This is a genomic window from Paenibacillus sp. W2I17 (genome assembly GCF_030815985.1).
Lineage (GTDB): Bacteria > Bacillota > Bacilli > Paenibacillales > Paenibacillaceae > Paenibacillus.
Window position 1 is genome coordinate 2024839 of record NZ_JAUSXM010000001.1, and the last position, 20229, is coordinate 2045067.

Annotated in this window: 21 protein-coding genes; 4 read left to right on the plus strand and 17 right to left on the minus strand. The window is 47.2% G+C overall.

All coding sequences use genetic code 11. The features are described from left to right. Nucleotides 1–180: 180 nt before the first annotated feature. Nucleotides 181–693: a hypothetical protein gene (locus QF041_RS08780; RefSeq protein WP_036609214.1), complete on the plus strand. Its 513-nt coding sequence runs from the start codon at nucleotides 181–183 to the stop codon at nucleotides 691–693. A 97-nt stretch (nucleotides 694–790) separates the two neighbouring features. Here the strand turns inward: QF041_RS08780 and QF041_RS08785 are convergent, their stop codons facing one another. After that, entirely contained in the window at nucleotides 791–1240 is a 450-nt protein-coding gene (locus QF041_RS08785) for an NUDIX domain-containing protein (protein ID WP_307413613.1), read from the minus strand. 49 nt (nucleotides 1241–1289) lie between these two features. Then, nucleotides 1290–1592: a HesB/YadR/YfhF family protein gene (locus QF041_RS08790; protein WP_307413614.1), complete on the minus strand. Its 303-nt coding sequence runs from the start codon at nucleotides 1590–1592 to the stop codon at nucleotides 1290–1292. A 488-nt stretch (nucleotides 1593–2080) separates the two neighbouring features. Between QF041_RS08790 and QF041_RS08795 the strand changes: the two genes are divergently transcribed. Both QF041_RS08795 and QF041_RS08800 read left to right on the plus strand, forming a co-directional pair. Continuing rightward, nucleotides 2081–3826 (plus strand): ABC transporter ATP-binding protein, encoded by a 1746-nt coding sequence (locus QF041_RS08795; RefSeq protein ID WP_036609220.1) that lies wholly within the window; start codon nucleotides 2081–2083, stop codon nucleotides 3824–3826. Nucleotides 3827–3838: 12 nt separating this feature from the next. After that, the gene (locus QF041_RS08800) at nucleotides 3839–5929 is read left to right on the plus strand and encodes an ABC transporter ATP-binding protein (protein WP_307413616.1); all 2091 of its coding nucleotides are present in this window, start codon (nucleotides 3839–3841) and stop codon (nucleotides 5927–5929) included. A gap of 184 nt (nucleotides 5930–6113) precedes the next feature. On the opposite strand, the gene QF041_RS08805 is transcribed toward QF041_RS08800, so the two are convergent. The 8 genes from QF041_RS08805 to QF041_RS08840 form a co-directional block, all read right to left on the minus strand. Beyond that, nucleotides 6114–6740, minus strand: a complete 627-nt coding sequence (locus tag QF041_RS08805; RefSeq protein WP_307413617.1) for a YdcF family protein — start codon at nucleotides 6738–6740, stop codon at nucleotides 6114–6116. Beyond that, on the minus strand, nucleotides 6737–7282 hold the full coding sequence (locus QF041_RS08810) for a hypothetical protein (protein ID WP_053061520.1): 546 nt from the start codon (nucleotides 7280–7282) through the stop codon (nucleotides 6737–6739). The genes QF041_RS08805 and QF041_RS08810 overlap by 4 nt, the downstream gene beginning before the upstream one ends. A 99-nt stretch (nucleotides 7283–7381) precedes the next feature. Next, nucleotides 7382–8092 (minus strand): hypothetical protein, encoded by a 711-nt coding sequence (locus QF041_RS08815; RefSeq protein WP_307413619.1) that lies wholly within the window; start codon nucleotides 8090–8092, stop codon nucleotides 7382–7384. Then, entirely contained in the window at nucleotides 8089–9144 is a 1056-nt protein-coding gene (locus tag QF041_RS08820; protein ID WP_307413620.1) for an ATP-binding cassette domain-containing protein, read from the minus strand. The genes QF041_RS08815 and QF041_RS08820 overlap by 4 nt, the downstream gene beginning before the upstream one ends. 6 nt (nucleotides 9145–9150) lie before the next feature. Beyond that, complete coding sequence (gene argS, locus QF041_RS08825) at nucleotides 9151–10881, minus strand: arginine--tRNA ligase (protein WP_307413622.1); 1731 nt, start codon at nucleotides 10879–10881, stop codon at nucleotides 9151–9153. 278 nt (nucleotides 10882–11159) lie between these two features. Beyond that, nucleotides 11160–11294, minus strand: a complete 135-nt coding sequence (locus tag QF041_RS08830) for a hypothetical protein (RefSeq protein WP_256704105.1) — start codon at nucleotides 11292–11294, stop codon at nucleotides 11160–11162. 122 nt (nucleotides 11295–11416) lie between these two features. Then, nucleotides 11417–11752 carry a four-helix bundle copper-binding protein gene (locus QF041_RS08835; RefSeq protein WP_036609230.1) on the minus strand — a complete coding sequence of 112 codons (336 nt, stop codon included), beginning with the start codon at nucleotides 11750–11752 and terminating at the stop codon, nucleotides 11417–11419. Nucleotides 11753–11825: 73 nt separating this feature from the next. Then, nucleotides 11826–12944: a CobW family GTP-binding protein gene (locus tag QF041_RS08840; RefSeq protein WP_307413624.1), complete on the minus strand. Its 1119-nt coding sequence runs from the start codon at nucleotides 12942–12944 to the stop codon at nucleotides 11826–11828. Nucleotides 12945–13115: 171 nt separating this feature from the next. On the opposite strand from QF041_RS08840, the gene QF041_RS08845 reads away from it, so the two are divergent. Next, nucleotides 13116–13634 (plus strand): MogA/MoaB family molybdenum cofactor biosynthesis protein, encoded by a 519-nt coding sequence (locus QF041_RS08845; RefSeq protein ID WP_237175930.1) that lies wholly within the window; start codon nucleotides 13116–13118, stop codon nucleotides 13632–13634. Between the two features lie 68 nt (nucleotides 13635–13702). On the opposite strand, the gene QF041_RS08850 is transcribed toward QF041_RS08845, so the two are convergent. The 7 genes from QF041_RS08850 to QF041_RS08880 form a co-directional block, all read right to left on the minus strand. Then, nucleotides 13703–14257: a hypothetical protein gene (locus QF041_RS08850; protein WP_237175931.1), complete on the minus strand. Its 555-nt coding sequence runs from the start codon at nucleotides 14255–14257 to the stop codon at nucleotides 13703–13705. Between the two features lie 74 nt (nucleotides 14258–14331). Next, nucleotides 14332–15351, minus strand: a complete 1020-nt coding sequence (locus QF041_RS08855) for an acrylyl-CoA reductase family protein (protein ID WP_307413626.1) — start codon at nucleotides 15349–15351, stop codon at nucleotides 14332–14334. A 111-nt stretch (nucleotides 15352–15462) separates the two neighbouring features. Continuing rightward, nucleotides 15463–16116: a hypothetical protein gene (locus tag QF041_RS08860; RefSeq protein ID WP_307413627.1), complete on the minus strand. Its 654-nt coding sequence runs from the start codon at nucleotides 16114–16116 to the stop codon at nucleotides 15463–15465. 518 nt (nucleotides 16117–16634) lie between these two features. Then, complete coding sequence (locus QF041_RS08865; RefSeq protein WP_091017227.1) at nucleotides 16635–18089, minus strand: nicotinate phosphoribosyltransferase; 1455 nt, start codon at nucleotides 18087–18089, stop codon at nucleotides 16635–16637. A 198-nt stretch (nucleotides 18090–18287) separates the two neighbouring features. After that, complete coding sequence (locus QF041_RS08870) at nucleotides 18288–18845, minus strand: cysteine hydrolase family protein (protein ID WP_307413630.1); 558 nt, start codon at nucleotides 18843–18845, stop codon at nucleotides 18288–18290. Nucleotides 18846–18912: 67 nt separating this feature from the next. Beyond that, complete coding sequence (locus QF041_RS08875; RefSeq protein WP_062833857.1) at nucleotides 18913–19716, minus strand: NUDIX hydrolase; 804 nt, start codon at nucleotides 19714–19716, stop codon at nucleotides 18913–18915. Nucleotides 19717–19794: 78 nt separating this feature from the next. Beyond that, on the minus strand, nucleotides 19795–20199 hold the full coding sequence (locus QF041_RS08880; protein ID WP_036609249.1) for a PaaI family thioesterase: 405 nt from the start codon (nucleotides 20197–20199) through the stop codon (nucleotides 19795–19797). Nucleotides 20200–20229: the final 30 nt, after the last annotated feature.

The following is a 20229-nucleotide window of genomic DNA, read 5'->3' on the forward strand; positions in this document are numbered from 1 at the left end:
GCCGAAATGTCCGTTGCTCACGTAGTTTTCCCTACGCTCCGCTACTCCATTTCTAGCTTCATCCCATCTTCTCGGTACTGAAAACCGTCCTATTTGAACACGTACTATTATGGTTATGCTGTTGCATGAAAATATAGATTCACTTTGCAACTATTAATGGCGCAGGAGGATTCAGGAACCATGTCACGTCAGTTTATTACAGAAGCCGTGATGGTGGCCATTTACGGTCAATTGTTAGCGCCGCCCGCGCCTGTAGAATATATTGTTCCTTATACCACCATCCTTGAGCTATATGAATTTCAGACCAGTCCTGATCCCATGATGGATAACCCGGCAGATGATCAGCATGTGAAATCCAAAATCAATGAAATGATTTCTTATTTCGAGGAACCGCTGAATAAGAAAAAAATAGAGCGTGCGTTACTTGTTCCATGGGCCAAAAGCCCCTCCATTTTATTTGGTGACCAAGTATCCATTGCCATTATCAATGCAATAGATACGGCACAGTACGGGGAGTATTTCGATCCCATTGAGACCGAACTGCTGCTGACATCTCAGCGCCTGAGTATCCCGATTCTCACCGATCAGGTTGAACTGATTGCACGCATAATTGAGTCTGAATCACCTGTGCAGGTATTCGATATTGATGATTTTGATTTTGCGATGGATGATGAACCACTGGATCAGGTGTAATTCATGCTCTGAGCACGTGAATCGGATTTTTAAAAAATGACCTTGGCATCCACTTTATCGTGCATGCCAAGGTCATTTTTTTGCGTAAACACTTATTTTATTCTGCAATATCCCGCGCTAACAGGGTTCGGCTAATCTGATTAAGAGGTGGTAACGACTCCAGCGCAAAAAACTTCAGACCTGCATCACTATTTACACGCGACTCCACAAGGTCATCCTGAATGATCACTGTCCGGAACAGGGCAATGACATAATACTCTTCATCTCCGCTTGAATGCAGATACCGAAGGTCAGGCCCCGAATAGAGACCTTCCAGTGTCATGGTATCAGCAGTCCAACCTGTCTCTTCCCATAACTCCCGATGTGCAGCTTCTTCAATGGCCTCACCAGGGCGCATCTCACCTGCTGGCAACCGCCAGTGACCGTGTTCAGCATGCTGAATCAGCAGTAATTCACCTTGTTCGTTCTCAGCCCGCACAGCCGCCTTTACAACAATATGAGAGCGTTTCGCGATATACTGGGCCAAATCTCGTGGTGGCAGACTCACTGCTTATCCCCTCCTCCTACTCGGAAGCCGGTGGCGACCTGTAATCCATCTATTGCTTAACTTCCGTGTAACGGTATTCGATATCCTGACCTTCATCAACGATATCCACATGCAGTTGGTGGCCTTTCAGATACCAATAATCGTGATCTTCCATAAAGAATTGAATCCCCGACACTTCGGTTTGATCCGCAGGATGTCTTGGTTTCTCCACAGCAATACCTAGCGAAAATCCAGGGTGAAGACCTCCGCCAGAGCTATAACGGGCAAAAAATCGAATGCTGTCTCCCTCGTTCAAATTCAGTTCTTCCTTGTACCAGCGAGCAGCTTGATCGGATACATGTATGGTACTCATTTGGTGTCAGCTCCTTCTGTATATATATATGTTCCATCATATCTCGACAGGGACTTGAATACAAACCCGAGTGACCACATAAAGACAAAATAAGTTGTGAAAAATGTTTGACAGATTGTAAAAGCCGGTGTTAAGATGCAAACATACGAGGTCTACATTGTATTTATTTCCAAAAAAAGAAAGGGTGATTACGGTGTTTAACAAACATATGATTGGTCAATTCAGCACACAACTAAATACCGGAGCACACCCGAAATCATTATTCCGTTCATAAGTCGGCATGACATGGCGTTCTTTCATTAGAACCTCTGTGATGTATACTCACAATCGAACTTATATATGGTGACGGCTCTGTTCTCTGAGCCATGCTGCCGTATGATTATATGAAGACATACCGCCTGCGTGCGGTATGTCTTTTTTTGTGGGTACATTTCGGCATACATGAACGGAATCTGCATTTCTTGGACATCGAAAGGAAGGGATAACACTTGTTCTCTGTACTTAAAAACCTGGCCTGGTTCTTCCGGCTGGAACGCAAACGATACCTAACCGGTGTCATCTTGCTTATTCTGGTGGGCATTGCTGAACTGCTGCCTCCTCGTCTTCTTGGTAATGCCATCGACGAGATTGTGCGCGGTTCCATTACCGGCACCTCACTTACCCGTTATATCTTGCTTATTCTGGGAACGGTCATCATTATCTATCTGGTTACATACGTTTGGATGCACAAACTGTTTGGTGGTGCCAACCTGGTGGAGCGGCTGCTTCGTTCACGCTTTATGGACCACTTGTTACGGATGACTCCTCCCTTTTTTGAGAAAAACAGAACAGGAGATCTGATGGCTCGGGCCACCAATGATCTTCGTTCCATTGCCACTACAGCAGGCTTCGGCATGCTGACCTTAACAGACTCTACAGCCTTTCTGGCCACCGTATTGTTCGCAATGGGTTTCCTGGTTAGTTGGAAACTGACCCTGGCGGCAATCCTGCCATTACCTTTTATCGCCATTGCCATGATGATCTATGGTAAAGCTGTACATCAACGTTACACCCTGGCACAGGATGCATTCGGAGATATGAATGACCAGGTGCTGGAATCCATTGCCGGGATCCGTGTCGTGCGTGCCTATGTGCAGGAACGTCTCGACGAGAAACGGTTCGCCGACGTGACCGAGGATGTGTATCGCAAAAATCTGGCTGTTGCCAGAATGGATGCGCTATTCGAACCCACCATCCGGCTCTTCGTAGGACTCAGTTATGTGATTGCACTTGCCTACGGCATATATCTTGTATTTCATAATGAAATTACCCTGGGGGATCTCGTATCGTTTAACATGTACCTGGGGATGATGATCTGGCCCATGTTTGCTATCGGCGAATTGATTAACCTGATGCAACGTGGTAGCGCTTCGCTTGATCGGGTCAACGAGACTTTATCGGTAGAACCTGCCGTACAAGATGTGGAGCAACCTGCCCACGTCACGAATCCGGAAGAAATTGCGATGCAGGATGTTACATTCCGTTACCCAAGTTCCACTGTCGACAATCTCAGTCATATCAGCTTTTCGCTGCGACGGGGTCAAACATTGGGTGTTGTGGGTCGTACGGGTAGCGGTAAGTCTACTTTGCTCAAACAACTGCTTCATGAATACCCTGCCGGTTCGGGCACATTAAGCATCTCGGGTCATCCGATTCAGGATATCGCCAAAGATGACTTGCACAGCTGGATAGGGTACGTACCACAGGAACAAGTTCTGTTCTCCAAATCAGTTCGTCAGAACATTCAATTTGGTCAACCTGGGGCCAGTGATGAAGTCATCATGGAAGCCATTCGTACCGCCGCTTTTGACGGGGATCTGGGGACTTTGTCCGATGGACTGGATACACTTGTTGGTGAAAAAGGAATCTCTCTGTCCGGTGGACAGAAACAGCGGGTATCGCTGGCGCGTGCCTTTATTGCTAATCCTGATATTCTGATCCTCGATGATGCCTTATCTGCGGTCGATGCACGTACTGAAGCCAAAATTATTGAAAATATACGCAACAAACGCTCGGGCAAAACCACGCTGATCTCGACTCATCGCCTGTCTGCTATTGAACATGCTGACCGAATCATCGTACTGGAGCACGGGAAAATTACGGAAGAAGGCACTCACCAGGAATTGTTAGCCATGAACGGCTGGTACCGTGAACAGTATGAACGGCAACAGGTCGAGTCCAATCTGTCCACGTAGGAGGTCAATTCATTGAAGTCTAATACAGGCAAAAGGCTGCTTGATTACGCCTTGAAAGCCAAAGGAACATTTATCGCTGCATTAATTATGCTTACTATTGGTGTTGCGGCCGAGCTTGCCGGGCCGTTCATCGCCAAATCCATGATCGACAATCACTTGCTCGCGATTGAGCAGCCTTTCTATGAGACGACAGTTTCAGATGAAGCCGCAGTCTACAACGGCAAGAACTACAAACGCGAAGGCTTGTTCGAACCGGATGAAAACAAAGGCTCCGAAGTGCGGGTATTACAAGCCGGCAGAAGTTTTTATTTTGTAAACGAACCGGTCAATGCACCTGATGGGGACCGCACATATGCGGATGGAACCCTCACAGTTACACGCGCAGGTGAAGTGACAGGCCAATATGCGGCAGTACCCCTGTCCGCGGGTGAACTGTTTGCTTTTTACAAACCGGAGATGCCCAGCATCTATCAATTAATTGTGTATTACATGATCTTCCTCGTGATCTCGGTCATTATGGAGTTTGGTAAAACTTTCTGGCTGCAATCCTCGGCCAACAAGGTCATTCAAAGACTGCGTAACGATGTGTACGCCCATATTCAGCGACTGCCGGTGCACTTTTTTGATAACCTGCCCGCAGGTAAAGTTGTATCTCGGGTCACAAACGATACAGAAGCCGTCAAGGATCTGTTCGTTGCCGTTCTTTCGAACTTTTTCTCAGGAATCATCACGATTACAGGTGTATATGTCGCGCTCTTCCTGCTTGATGTTCGCCTGGGTCTAATCTCATTATTCGTTGTGCCGATGCTCATTACATGGATTGTACTCTATCGCAAATTCGCTACTCGCTACAACACGATTATTCGATCACGACTGAGTGAGATCAATGCAATCATTAACGAGTCCATTCAGGGGATGTCCATTATCCGCGTATTCCGCCATCAGAAACAAACCAAACAGGAATTCGAAGATCTGAATGATGACTATATGAAACACCAGAACAAAATGCTGAACCTGAATGCCTTCACCTCACACAACCTGGTTAACGTATTACGGAATATCGCCTTTGCGGTTGTCCTGTGGTACTTCGGTTCCAGCGTGTTGGATGGCACAAGTATTATCTCCCTGGGTGTTCTGTATGCCTTCGTTGATGTCCTGGGCCGCTTGTTCCAGCCGATTACCGGCATGGTGAATCAGCTCGCCAACCTGGACTCCTCCCTCGTATCCGCTGGTCGCGTCTTTGAGCTGATGGATGAAAAGGGAGAAGCCGTAACCGATGGCTCTATGCCAAGATACAAAGGGAATGTTGTCTTCGATGATGTATCCTTTGCCTATAAAAAAGATTACGTGCTTAACAATATCTCATTCAAAGCATCCCAAGGTCAGACGGTCGCTCTGGTCGGTCACACCGGTTCAGGTAAAAGCTCAATCATCAACCTGCTATTCCGGTTCTATGACCCGCAAAAAGGCAAGATCACGATTGACGGTCAGAACGTCAAAGATCTGCCTAAACAGTGGATTCGCGAGCATATGGGGATTGTATTGCAGGACCCGTATCTGTTCACAGGCACCATTGCTTCCAACGTCAGTCTCGGCGATGAGAAGATCTCCCGTGAGCGAATTGAACAGGCGCTGCGTGATGTAGGTGCTGAACGTATACTGGCTCATTTGCCTCAAGGCTTTGACGAACCTGTCATCGAAAAAGGAAGCACATTATCCGCTGGACAGCGTCAATTGATCTCCTTCGCTCGGGCACTGGCGTTTGATCCGGCCATCCTCATTTTGGATGAAGCTACTGCCAATATTGATACGGAAACGGAAACATTAATTCAGAACGCACTCGAAGTCCTCAAAAAAGGACGTACCACCTTCATCATTGCTCACCGTCTCTCCACTATTCGTTCGGCAGATCAAATTCTGGTTCTGCATCGCGGGCGTATCGTTGAGCAAGGTGCACATGATGAACTGATGGAGCTTAAAGGCCGCTATTATAAGATGTATCAGCTTCAACAAGGTGCGCAAGCAGCAGCGGTCGCAACTCTCGAGAATCCGTCAGGTGATTCCGTTCCAACCTCAACCTCCTTTGCCGGAGGCAATGCATAACAGAGTAAAACAGAACGTTCTTTAAGTAACCAATCAAAATGATGTACTCGACGGCAACACAAAAACCGATCTACACAGCTACCTCAGGGTTTGCGGTGTAGATCGGTTTTTTGTATTTTCATCTGGAGGCATGTTCGGTTACTGTTTATTTCGTCCAAACAAAAAAAACAATCCGCGTGCAACCTCATGGCTGCTGCGGATTGTCTATCCATCCTTTGATCGTATATCCCATGTACATCACGGTCTCTCTTGCGAGAAAAGGAAACTTGCTGCGCCAGGTTCGATACGCCGTAGTTCGTGTCGGAGATGGTACGGCATCCATACCCAGTCCGGCAGCCAGCTTCATGGCCCGTTTCATATGTAACGGATCACTCACAATTGTATAGGTTTGATAATCGGCCTGTTCACCAATCTGAATAGAATTGACCAGATTCTCCTCGGTAATTCTGGATTTGGTCTCTATGCGAATGTCCGCAGGATCTACACCATGTGCGATGGCATACTTCTGACCCACTTCAGCTTCCGTATGTTCTCCATCACCACTTGATCCACCTGTGAAAAGCAGATTACGAACGGTACCCTGACGGTATAATTCAATCCCGTGTTCAATACGTTCGCGAAATACAGGTGAAGGGTTATCCCCCGCCACGGCTGCGCCCAGAATGATTGCTGCATCCGATATCCTGGATGAATCCTCATCCGTATATGCAGATATACGGATTGCGGTAACCACAGTCCACAGGATTCCAACCAATACTACAGCCAGAACCGTCATTAATATCCAGCGTTTCGTTATCCGTTTGCTTGTCATTCATCCTCTTCCAAAGCCCTTGCTTGCATACTCTCGGTATGCATCCGCTCCAGCGTTTGCAGAGCTGCTGCGGATTCGGCATCCAGACCAAGCTCTGCAATCCATGCACCCGTATATTGCTGAAGACGGATCTCCAACTCCTGTGCACGGTCTTTGAAATCCTCCAATTCCTTAATCATGCGTGAGCGTCCTTCCGGACTGAATGTCTCGTGAATTCGTTCCTTGAAATAATGATGTACAATACGGTTACGTTGCTGCCATAACTCATTCAACTGGCGAGTCTCTTCCTCAGAGAATGTAAAATGATGGCGCACTTCGTGAATGAGCTGCCCCAGTGAACTGCTCATCTTTCGTTCGTACAAATCTTCCAGATCCTCTTCAGACACGGCTTTGCCTTGAGACATTTTCATTAATAAAATCAGATTGACCAGCTGCTGTTCAAGTGCCTGCCCGTAGTACACTGCCAATCCGTAATAGGCAAACAATTCCCTGGAGTGTTCGCTGTCCAGCATGTCACCATTCTGGATATCTGTATTTTGCATATGCGAGCGCCCCCTTAAACCGTACAATGTTAACTATTCCATGTCCCTCTATCCTAACCAAACCAAGAGCAACATTCAAGTTATCGGGAAGCGCGTCTTCTAACTCCGCAGATCTCTTCTTCCGGACAGCCACACATGGATGATTAGTAACCCTAATGCATAGAGCACAGTCCACAGCATAACCGAAACAAAAGAGTCCATCTTCGATTCATCAAATAACATCATCTCACGAACCAGATAAAAGGCTGGTGGAAGAATGCGGCCAAGCCATTCTAACGATTCAGGCAAACGTTCACTTAAGGAACCTTGGATAAACGATAGTAATAATACAATAATGAGGGCAGGCATACTTCGACTAAGCAAGGGAATGTACGATTTTTGAAAAAATACACTGATGCCCAATCCCAACAGCGATAATCCCAGATGTCCTAACCAAGTCATCATCCACTCCTCACCTGTGGGTTGTCTCTCGAACATTCCCGCGAACACGGGATACAGCACAGTGATTGCGGTGAGCAGGAATTGCATTATCCAGGCACAGATGAGTTGACTTGTTACAACCTTACGCCTGCTTCCTGTATGAAGGACAAGTAATTGATACTGCTTTGCAGGTTCGGTATTCATCACCATTACTCCGAGCCAAGCAGCTGCCAGAAATAACAGCATAGCCGTAACACTGTAACTGTCCGCAATAGGGTTGGGTTTGTAGGAATAGATCAGCAGCATGGCGATGATATAAAAGATAACCGGTGCAAAATATTTCTGTGAGCGAATGTGATGCCTTAACAAATATCGGGTTAGATAGATCATTCGGCTTCTCCCCCCGCTTCATCCATGGAAAAGCTTAAGTCCACAGATTCTGTGACACCTCCACGACTCGTATGTACAGCTGGATGTTGTCCTTCCAGCAGACTTTCCATATGTAATTGACTTTCTTCCTGTTGTACAGACACAACCGAACCTCCGGATGTCAGAATCATTCTGAGGACATCATCTGTTGATTGTTGAACCACTTTCCAATCCCACAACCAAACATTGGATATCCCTGAGCTTGTATTGCGAACTAAAGACAGTACTCCTGGTTGTTGTACAATAGATAGATCGTTAGCCAGATCCTCTCCAGCTTTCGTCAGACTTTGAATACATACAACGGGTTCGCCAGCTTGTAGTATATCTTCACGACTCCAGTAGCGGAGCACGCTGCCTTTTTTCAACACAATCACCTGGTCTGCCAAACGTTCAATAAGCAACGGTTCATGACAAGCTGTAACGATGGATGTCCCTTCATCCTTCCATTGTCCCAATAAGGATACAATGGCCTCTTGAGCTGGAATATCCAAGCCCGATAAAGGTTCATCCAGCAGCAAAAGACCACCCGGTCCAGGTAACAGGGCCTGAATCAAATTTACTTTTTGCAGTGTGCCCTTGGATAATAAGGGTAACTTCTGATCAATCGCGGTATCCAGATATAAAAGTTCACTAAGTTCTCTAATCCGCCCACGCAGTACTTCGGGGCGAATGCCCCGAATTCGACCCATGTCCCACAAGTACTCTCCAGAGGTAAAGGGTAAACGTGGCAGGCCATCTACTGCATACCCATCAGAACCCTTCATTGTGCGCTGGATCGATCCTGTATCGGGTAACAAAATACCTGCCAACATACGTAGCAACGTGCTTTTGCCCGAGCCGTTTCTACCAACAAGCACAGCACATTCGCCCTGTTTCACTTCCAGATTAATTTGATTCAGTACCTGAGTACTGCCTAATCGCTTGCTCACTTGTTGAAGCAATATACCTCGACCTGATGAGTCTGGTACATCTTGATCGGCTTTCTTGAAAAGTCCACGTGTACTCCATATCACCTGGGATCACATCCGCTCTGGAGCTTGCACACCTAGCAAATGTAAACTGTACGCGAGGCGTTCGGCAGTCCGTTTGGCCAATGCCACCCTGAAGGATCTTACATCAGATGACGCATCCGCAATCCGTTCGGCGTGATAGAAACGGTTGAATGCTTGAGCGACATCTATTGTGTATTTGGCAATGACCGAAGGCTCATTCCGATGAATTGCTTTTTCCAGGTACTCGGGATATTCACCAAGCAGTTTCAGCAATGCCCATGAGGTATCTCCGATAAGGGGTGGAGTGGTTACTGTGTTATTCTCACCATCCGCAAGGTTGGGCTTAGTCAAAGGGTTTTCATTTTCCATACGGGTCGCCTCTTCTGCCTTGGCAAGCACACTTTGAATCCGAGCATGGGTGTATTGCACATAAGGTCCGGTCTCCCCTTCAAAACTCACCGCATCCTCCAGGGAGAAGTCCACATCGTTTAACCGACTATTACGCAGATCACCGAAGACAATGGCACCTACACCAACAGCCTCAGCCACCTTCTGAGGGTTCTCCAGATTCGGGTTTTTCTCCTGAATAATCTGCAAGGCACGAGCGACTGCCTCATCCAACACTTCCTGCAAAAAGACGACTTTACCACGACGTGTAGACATTTTCCGTCCCTCAAAACGCATTAATCCAAACGGGATATGTTCACACTTCGCAGACCATTCATGATCCATCCGGGATAGGACCGCAAATACCTGCCGGAAATGTAACTTCTGCTCGCCTCCGACCACATATAACAACCGATCTGCCTTCATCACCTCATGACGATAGACTGCCGTAGCCAAATCCCGTGTAGGATAAATTGTTGTTCCATCTTTTTTGATAATCAGGCACGGGGGCATGTTCTCATCCTCCAGACGTACCACGAGTGCTCCATCACTCTCTTCAAGTAAACCTTTTGCCTTCAGTTCTTCAACCACTGCACCCATCTTGTCATTGTAAAAGCTCTCCCCCAGCGTATGGTCGAACTGCACATTCAGACGTTCATACATCCGGTTGAATTCCTTCATGCTCACTTCCACAAAGAACGCCCATAACCGCTGTGCTTCATCATCTCCTTGCTCCAGCTTGCGGAACCAGTCGCGTGCCTCAATCTCCAGTGAAGGATCGTTCTCCGCCTCATCGTGGAAGCGCACATACAATTCCAGTGAAGTACGGATCGGGTCTGCCTGCAAGGCTTCATCATTGCCCCACCGTTTGTACGCTGCGATCTGCTTGCCAAACTGGGTTCCCCAGTCTCCCAAGTGATTCACACTTACGGAGGTATAGCCCGCTTCGTTATACATCCGATACAGTGCTGCACCAATTACAGTAGAACGCAAATGTCCAATTCCGAAGGGTTTTGCGATGTTAGGGGAAGACATATCAATCACAACACGCGAACCTTGACCAAGCTGAAGCTTACCAAATGTGGCATTCCCCAGTTCTTTCAGCAGATTCGGCGCGAGCTTCTCCCGATTAAAACGGATATTTACATACGGCCCGGCGGGAGTCGCTTCAAGTCCTGCTGCCTGCAATCCCGTTGCGAGCTCGGTCGCAATGACTGCCGGTGCTTTCTTTAATGACTTCGCCAATGCAAAACAAGGGAATGCTGCATCCCCCATCTCCGCCTGTGGTGGGACTTCCAGTAACCTCAGAACCTCTTCTTCATTCAATCCCGTTAAAGGGGCAATATCGGCCGCAGCCTGCTTCATCAACATGTCAAACACTCCTTATCCATTCATTATTGGCTGAAAATAAACACAAAAAAGCTCTCGTCTCTAAATAAGAGACGAGAGCTGAATTAACAATTCCCGCGGTACCACTCTAGGTGAACAGCTACTCTTAGTATACATCAACATGCATACCAACAGAACTCGTTCCGCTCGATGCGTATAACGGTCGCAAGCCGGATTACCCTCAGACAGATATGCCCTATCCCCGGTCGGGATACGTACATCTTTTCGGATAACCATCTCACGGGTGCGGTTCACTCAGGTCATGTCATACCGGCTTCCACCTCTCCCGGCTCGCTGTCATGTATGGATCTGGCTACTCTCCCGATCATTGATATTCTTCGTTTCAATTCATTGCCATCATTATACATACCACGATCAGACTTGGCAACCTGCATTAAAAATCCCCTACTGAAAGGCAACACATAGGCACATCGTCTCAGATGCCTGTGTTCACTGCCTTCCCTTAGGGGACAACGGTCATTATCGGTTTTAATTATATATTCCAGTGAAATAATATTTACGCTACTGCTGCCATCAACCGGCAAGCTTCTGCACATCTGCGGCAAGCCTCTGCACATGCTTGGCAGTGATCATGGTGGTGTTTGCCACACTCTGCGGCGCAAGCTTCACAAGCTTTCACACACAATTCGCATATTTCAGCAATGAAATCACTTCCACGTGTCATCGCTTGTGCAGCAAAACTGCAGATCTCCGCACATTCCCGATTCAAACGAATGCAATCACGCAACATCGCCAGATCATATTCTTTCAGACTCGATATGTAACATACGTTGCATGCATTCATGCACTCCAGGCAAGCATCGATACATTGTTGATATTGTTGTTGTGTCATTTAAAGTTACCTCCCAGGCAAAGTTTGCTATGCATCTTAATACCCAGTTCGGAGGAATATTGAATCATCTAACCTACTTTATCACTTCCAATTCCAGTAATTGGTCACGAATGACAGTTTGGTCAAAATGTTCACCTATAAACACAGCAACATTAGGGACCTCTCCCTGAGGTGTGATCTTCATGTAATCCGATTCACGGTAGGCATACTGGAACCAGAAACGGCTCGCCGTGTCACTAAACGATAAAATGCCTTTTGCTCGATACACGTCCCGTGGCAAAGCAGATACAAATTGTTCAAATGCTTCGCTGTTCACCGGATGACTGAAATAATGCGTATACACCATGACATGTTCGTGTGATGCATGAGGCGCGGAATGCTCGTGACTGTGGGCATGGACATGGCTATGGGATGCGTCAGTATTCGTATCATCGCCTTGGACTGTATGATCTGTATGTTCATGACCATGACTGCATCCATGTGTACCACAGGCTTCTGTATGCACATGATGCTCTTGGTGAGCCGGCTTGTCTGCTTCAGAAGCTGAATCACGTACATGCACGTCTGCCCCGCTGCGAAGCAACAGATCCATCTCTACCTCACATTTCACCGTAGGAATTACAGGGGCGAAGCCATTCCATTTTGCCAAAAGCTGCTCCAGATCCTGCAGTTCCTGTGCACTCACCCGATCCGTTTTATTCAAGAGAAGCACAGACGCACAACGAATCTGCTCCTGCATCAGCTTGAACGTCTGCCCCTTCTGCTCCTGATACAGGCCAGACAGATGTGCTGCATCCACAACAGTAATGAGACTTTTCAGTTCCAGTCGCATGTAGAGTGAGGTCTCCGTTACCGCATCCAAAATCTCCATTGGGTTCGCGGCACCGGTAGCTTCTATAATGATCACATCCGGTGATTCCTCTTGAACGAGATCAGCAAGTTGCAACCCCAAGTCACCACGTACGGTACAACAGATGCATCCACCTAACATCTCTGTCATCGGAACGGTGGAATCCACAATCTGACCATCCAGATTGACTTCGCCTAACTCATTCATAACCACTGCGGGACGCAAACCCTGCTGTTGCCAATGTTCGATCAACTGAACAAGCAGTGTTGTTTTGCCACTTCCCAAAAAACCTGACAGTATATATACAGGTATGGATTGTTCTTTTAAAATCGTTTCATTCATGCGTATACACCTCTCTGATTGTCCTTCTTGTAACCTGATCTATCTATATCTAGCGAGTGTACACCATCCCGCATTCGTTGTGCAATAACGTTCAACTCTTCCCCAGTACATTGCCTGATTCTACCGGATGGTCTATGCTATGAGGACATGTTGATTGAAGGAGGAAGTTTCATGACTAATTCAGTGGAACAACATCGCCAGGAAGCTCCGACCACGGTATCGTGCATGATTGTTACAGTATCGGACACACGCACTAAAGACACTGACACCAGTGGCCAGCTCATGCACCAGCTTCTGAATGAAGCGGGTTATCCGATTGTTGAATACATCATCACACCAGATGAAACGGAGAACATTCGAAGCATCCTGCAAGATGCAGCTGTTCGTGATGATATCGAAGCCGTGCTGCTTAGCGGCGGAACAGGGATTGCACCCCGAGATACAACCTACGAAGCGGTGTCTTCACTGCTGGACAAAGAACTTCCGGGCTTTGGTGAGATCTTCCGTTTTCTCAGTTACACCGAAGATATCGGTTCCGCTGCCATCCTGAGCAGAGCCGTCGCTGGAACGATTGGACGCACAGCTGTATTCTCCATGCCGGGTTCCAAAGGAGCCGTCAAATTGGCCATGGAAAAACTCATTTTGCCCGAGTTACGGCATGTGATGCGTGAAATATATAAACCCGTCTGAAGAATCAGACGGGTTTTTCGGGTTTATTTTCAGCTGTACGGTAAAGTACGAAGGGTATCTCGCTCTACTTACCTTAGTTGCCCCAGCACATGTTGGAACACCTGCATCACATCCTGTTCATACTTGTCCTTTTCCCCACCAGAAGCTGTATATACGAGTGAGACGTACCCTTTGCTGCGAATCGTTGTCCGGCCAAGCGCATTCTCCAAGACAGCCTCATCACGATTCTCACTATACATTTGTTTCATGCTGGCAGCTCGTGCAGCCTTATCACTGAAAATATGGACTTTCACGATGTGTCTGCCACTTCCATTCAACAAATACATATAAGAGATCCCACCATGGCCGTCATCGGCAGACATATTATTCATCAGCTGAATGCCTTTTGCTTCAAAACTCTTACTGATCTCACTCACCAATTCACCGTTTAATCCGTGTCCTTGACTCTGTGCACGCACATTTCCTTCATCTGTCGCTTCGCGGGTGTAGACCTTCCGCTCCTGTTCAATGGATGATGCCGAACAAGCCACCAGGGACCAGATACTCGTGATCAACACGCCACTTACAAGTACCGACTTCATTGTTCTTCCAACCAGACTTCGCCCTTTTCTACCAAACCACATGCCAATCCTTCCTTTCCAGCCACGTGTACTGTGACCCAATCAGGTAGAATTAGCATGTCTAAGGACTTAGAATCTTATGCGGATGGCAGATCTGATATCGTATTGACCACCGTACGACCTACTGCACCACCTTGGAGTATCGTCTCCAGCGTATGTGGTAATTGGTCTAGAGAAATCTCCCGGATTCCCAGTTCCAGCGCACGCTCCGGTTTCCATTCTCCGCCGAGCAGTTTCCACAATCGTTCCCGACGTTCCATCGGACAATATACAGAGTCTATACCCATAAGCTGGATACCACGCAAAATAAACGGAAGTACCGTGGATTCAAAAGCTGTGCCTCCGGTTAGTCCGGATACCGCTACCGCACCTCCGTATTGAATCTGTTTTAATCGCTCCGCAAGAGCTGGTCCTCCTGTTGGATCAACAACTCCCGCCCATAGCTGTTTCCCCATGGCTCCTTTAGCTGGAGCATCAGCTTCTTCACGAGTAATAACCTCTGAGGCGCCCAAGTTTCGGAGCAATGACCCCTCCTGATCTTTCTTGCCTGTGCTGGCTGTTACTTCAAAACCAAGTTTCGCCAGAATGGCAACTGCCATACTGCCAACGCCACCCGTTGCACCCGTAACCAGAACCTTGCCCATCTCCGGTGTCACTCCAGCCTGTAACAGCGCATCTACCGAAAGTGCGGCCGTGAATCCTGCAGTTCCAATTGCCATGGCTTCTTTCTCACTGAGACCCGGTGGCAGAGGCACCAGCCATTCACTGCGCAGACGAGCATACTCGCTGTACCCTCCGTAATGAGATACGCCAGGTTCAAATCCTGTACTGATCACCCGATCTCCTGGTGCAAAACGCCCACTTACCGACTCTTCTACCGTTCCGGCCAGATCAATTCCCGGTACCATCGGGTATTCACGAACGACACCGCCTTTCTCAAGGGTAGCGAGTCCGTCTTTATAATTGACACTGGAATACTGCACCTGTACAGTTACATCTCCATTTGGCAGATCTTCCTTCTTCAATTGCTCTATAGCAGCTTTCACTCCGCCCTGTTCTTCTTTACGGACAACATATCCGTTAAAATGGTTTTTCATCGATAGCCACTCCTTCTTTGGATTTTATATATTTTTCCATTAAGCACATGAATTGTTCGCATTCAAGCTTAACGGCTACCTTTTACTTCTGGATTCTTCAGATGTTGATGATCAAGCTCTGTCTCTCCTGAGCGTCAACAGATAGATTAGTGGACCCACAATAGGGATGATGCCTGCCGCAGCCCAAGCTGCTGAACGTCGACTCACTTCAGTATCCCTATATATCGCAATCATGGAAAGTAAGGTCAGCAGTACAAAATCAATCGTCATGATATGTACAAAGGCAGATTGCTTGAATGCTTCCATATATACATCCGGATGACCTTGCGTCATGGCATAGAATGCCGTCCCCAGCGTCAACAGCAGAAGGACTACATGTGTCAGCTTGTGGGCTGCTACCCGTCCAATTCCCGACTCTCGCTGACGACCAAAATGTAAGCTTGCGTAACCCGAAACTCTATTTGCGGACGATGACCATACATAATAGGGAAGCAGGGCAAAAGCACCCAATCCAAAAGAAAGTATGACAAAAGGCCAAGCCGGTACACGGCCACCTCGTTCTTTCACAGATGTCCTTAACAGCATACAAGCATACACTGCCGGGAAAATACCTAACCACGAAAATACCGTAAGTAACCAAGGTTCTTTGCTTTGCATTGTGATCAGTTCTTTGAATATCGGGTCACTTCCAGGTGACTGCCCTGGTGCCAACAACACTGCATAGGCAATAAAAGCGATCCAGACCAGTCCTAATATCCATCTCATGTCTGCACCTCCTCTTACTTTCATCCCCTACAGGTACGGGATTGAAACAATGCTAGGATACTTAACTGGAACTGAAGGAACTGTTCTAAAAATCGGCACTGAAATAACTGCTCTAATATGTTTAAGCAAATTTAAATCTGGAATGATGCAGAATTTGGCGTCTCCTGCGCTTTCCCGAGAAATAATTACTGCTTTTCCCCCTGTAAATACGTGTTCAAAAGTCTATTTTTGAACAACCTCTTGAACTGAACAAGACAAATTCCAGTATAGCCTGCTACCTGGGCAGTCTGTCCATGAGATTTCTTACATCACTGGTCCATCTCATCGGGACATATAAGAATAACGTCTATCAACTATCGACGTACTTTCACAGAAGACAGAACGCGTATAGCGGAAATTTTGCTTGCGATCATCGAATCGTTCAACTCCGCTAAGAACGTATACATTTTATAGGCATCAAAAAGGCATAAGCCAGAATCCCTCACTGGTTATGCCTCTCTGTAATTCTTATGTGTAGATCATTCCTCTGTGGATTTCACATGTTCCGCAATGAGCTTCTGCTTCATATTCCATGCCGCAGGGCTGATGTTCACACGGTAGATCTCCGGATTGAGCTTCCGTTGGTATTCAGGCCAGAAGAGGTTCATCTGTTCCCGGTGGTACGCCCGAATCTCATCCAGATTAGGCAGTTCATACACTTTACGTCCATTCACAAAGATTGGCTCCAGCATATTGACCGCTTCGTAGCGGGTAACCGTCTTTTTCAGGTAAGGGTGTAGCGGGTTGAACAGCTTGAGCGGTCCGCCCTGTAGCGGCTGCTCTTCATCTGGATAGCAGATATAATCTGCAATCGCTTTGCCATGTTTCGGATCAATGATCCGGAACACTTCCTTTTTACCTGGAGTGGACACCTTTTCAGGATTGGCAGATATTTTGATCGTAGGCAGCATGGCACCGTCTACTTCACGCTCCACCAATTTGTATACTCCACCCAAAGATGGCTGGTCAGAAGCGGTAATCAACTGTGTACCAACACCCCATGTATCAATCCGTGCTCCTTGAGCCTTCAGGTTGAAAATCGTATTCTCATCCAGATCATTGGATGCAACAATTTTCACATAATCCAAGCCAGCCTCATCCAGCATCTGACGTGCCTGAATCGACAAGTACGCAAGGTCACCACTGTCGAGACGAATGGCATTCATCTTTTTACCCTGGCTCTCCAACTTCTTGGCTGTCTTGATGGCGTGAGGTACCCCACTGTTCAACGTATCAAAGGTATCGACCAGCAGCGTAACCTGATCAGGCAACACTTTGGCATACACGTCAAACGCCTCCTGCTCGCTCATAAAGCTCTGTACCCAAGAATGGGCATGTGTACCTGCTGTTGGGATTCCAAAGCGCTCTCCGGCCAGCATATTGGACGTTGCATGGAAGCCTGCCACATACGAGGCACGTGCGCCCCATATAGCAGCATCCGCTTCCTGTGCACGTCGTGTGCCGAATTCGAGCAACGTATCCTGCTGTGCTACCTGTTTGATCCGCGAAGCCTTGGTTGCAATCAACGTCTGATAATTCATGAAGTTAAGTATCGCCGTCTCCACTAATTGTGTCTCCATAATGGAGCCTTCTACCCGAATGAGCGGTTCGTCAGGGAAAACAATTGCACCCTCCTTCATGGAATGAATCGTCCCCTGAAATGAAAACTGGAGCAATTCTTCCAGAAAGACCGGATCGTAATTTTCCTCTTGTTTGGATAAAAATTTGATGTCGTCCATCGTGAACCGAAGCTGACTGATATAGTTCACAATACGTTCCAATCCGGCAAATACCGCATATCCGTTGCCAAAAGGAAGCTTACGGAAATAGGCTTCAAATACCGCCTTCCGCTTGTGAGTACCATTCACCCAATGGGCGTACATCATATTGATCTGATATTTATCCGTATGTAAAGCCAGGCTAGTTGTCTGCATTTGTCTCATCCTCTCTGACTTCCGCTCGTGCCCCCAGATTTTATCTGTGAACACGGGTTAACATATGGAGACTTATTCTTCATGATTCTGTTCATCCGTATTAAACAAACAAGTCTCCCGTAAAAAACTCTATACACCATTCACCACATTCATCCGGTTCCTAACAGGAGGTCAACCAAACATGACTATGGAGTAGACTTAAGCCAAGACTGTCTCGCTCGCCTTAACCACCGAAGCACCAAGGCTGGAACGAAAATGTCCAAGTGCCCACTCATGCCCTGCCGGATTGAAGCTGGCAACGGCATCTTCATATATCGTAATATGAAAACCTTTATTGTAAGCGTCCACTGCAGTATGCAATATGCAAATATCCGTGCATACCCCAATCAGTGCAATATCCGTAATACCACGTGCACGCAGTCTGAGTTCCAGATCGGTCCCACAGAATGCGCTATATCTCGTCTTATCCATCCACTGTATATCTGTTTTCCGTTCTTCCATCACTTGGGCAAGACGACCATATAACTGTCTTCCCTCCGTATTTCTGATGTTATGAGGTGGGAAAAGTGCAGTCTCCGGGTGATACGGATCATTCTCTTCGTGCAGATCCACAGCCATGATTACCTCATGTTTGTTCTTACAATAGGCCTCGGTTACAGCTGCAATCGTCTCTTCAATCTCAATAGCCGGCTGACCTACAGGCAAAGAACCTGTCACAAAATCCTTCGTAAAATCAATGACAATCAGTGCTTTCATCGTCAACACTCCCTTAGCCCAGAAATGGTTGATCCTGATTCAATCAGATTGACACATCTACACCTTATTACGTATAGATGGAAAGGCGTGGTACGAGTTCTGTAAAACGATATAGCTGCGCCGGACGCTGCGAGTACTGGTTGGAACTCACCAGGTTCCCCTCTTCATCTCTTACTTCTTCCACAATGCCTTTACGGCTGCGGGTAGACGTAATCTTGCGAATGAAGTTTGGTTCTTCAAAATCCGGTACAACACTTTGAATAACCTGATATAATTCACTTAATGTAAAATCACGTGGCAGGAACTGACGAGCAATCGTCGTTTCCAGCATCTGCTGTTGAATACGTCGATAAGCATCTTCAATGATTGTTCTGTGATCAAAGGCCAGTTCCAGTTCTTGCAGCGCCTCCTGAATGGTGAACAATCCAACATCCTCAGCATCATCTGCTGCTTGGCGTTGATCCAGCATCCATTCTTCCACAAGCGCGAAAAATGCGTGGGAGATAATCCAGCCCCTCGGATCACGGCCCGGCTGACTGTATACATTCAAGTACTCCAGATGTCCACCATCTACACCTGTCTCTTCCATCAGCTCACGCTTAGCTGCACCATAGATGGATTCATTTTCCTGACAAAATCCACCGGGTAATGCCCATCTGCCTGCAAAAGGCCAGCCTTTGCGCTTGATCAGCATCACTTTCAGTTCCCGAATGGGAAGTGTCTTAGTCACCGTCTTGCGCTCCCGCTTGGTTAAGGTGAACATAACGATATCCGCAGGAACACCATCGGGGGTACGATATTTTTTGGAACTATAAGCACGTGCTGCTTGTTCGTCGCTCTCTGCATTAAAGTGTTCGTAGTTTTCGCTCATGGGCACCACCGACTATTTTCATTTTGATAATTTCATTATGACATAATAATATCTTTTGTCAACCGCAGGATTCATGCGTTACGTTCTCGGGCGTGCTATGCGGAATGTCGCCGTAGCCATACATCCCAACGTGCCCGATGCATCGCGAACCTCCGATTGAGTCGTAACACTGCGTCCTGCTTGATGCAGTACGGTAGCTGTCACCGTTAATTCCCCTTGTTTCATCGGTGCGAGAAAATGTACGTTCAGATTTGTTGTCACACAGCCGTCCACTTCCATTGCTGCTGTTGCAACCATACCCATCGCCTGATCCATCAGTGAAGTTAATACACCCCCATGAATAATCCCCATGGAGTTGGTATGATGTTCGCCTGCTGTCAACGCGATCTGTACTTCTTTGCCGTCTCCTTTAATATAACGACATCCGAGAAATCCCCAGAATCGTCCGTCTCCGTCTTCCACCATTTTGTCCAAAATACTCATTATTCATTTCTCCTTTATTCACTGTACGTA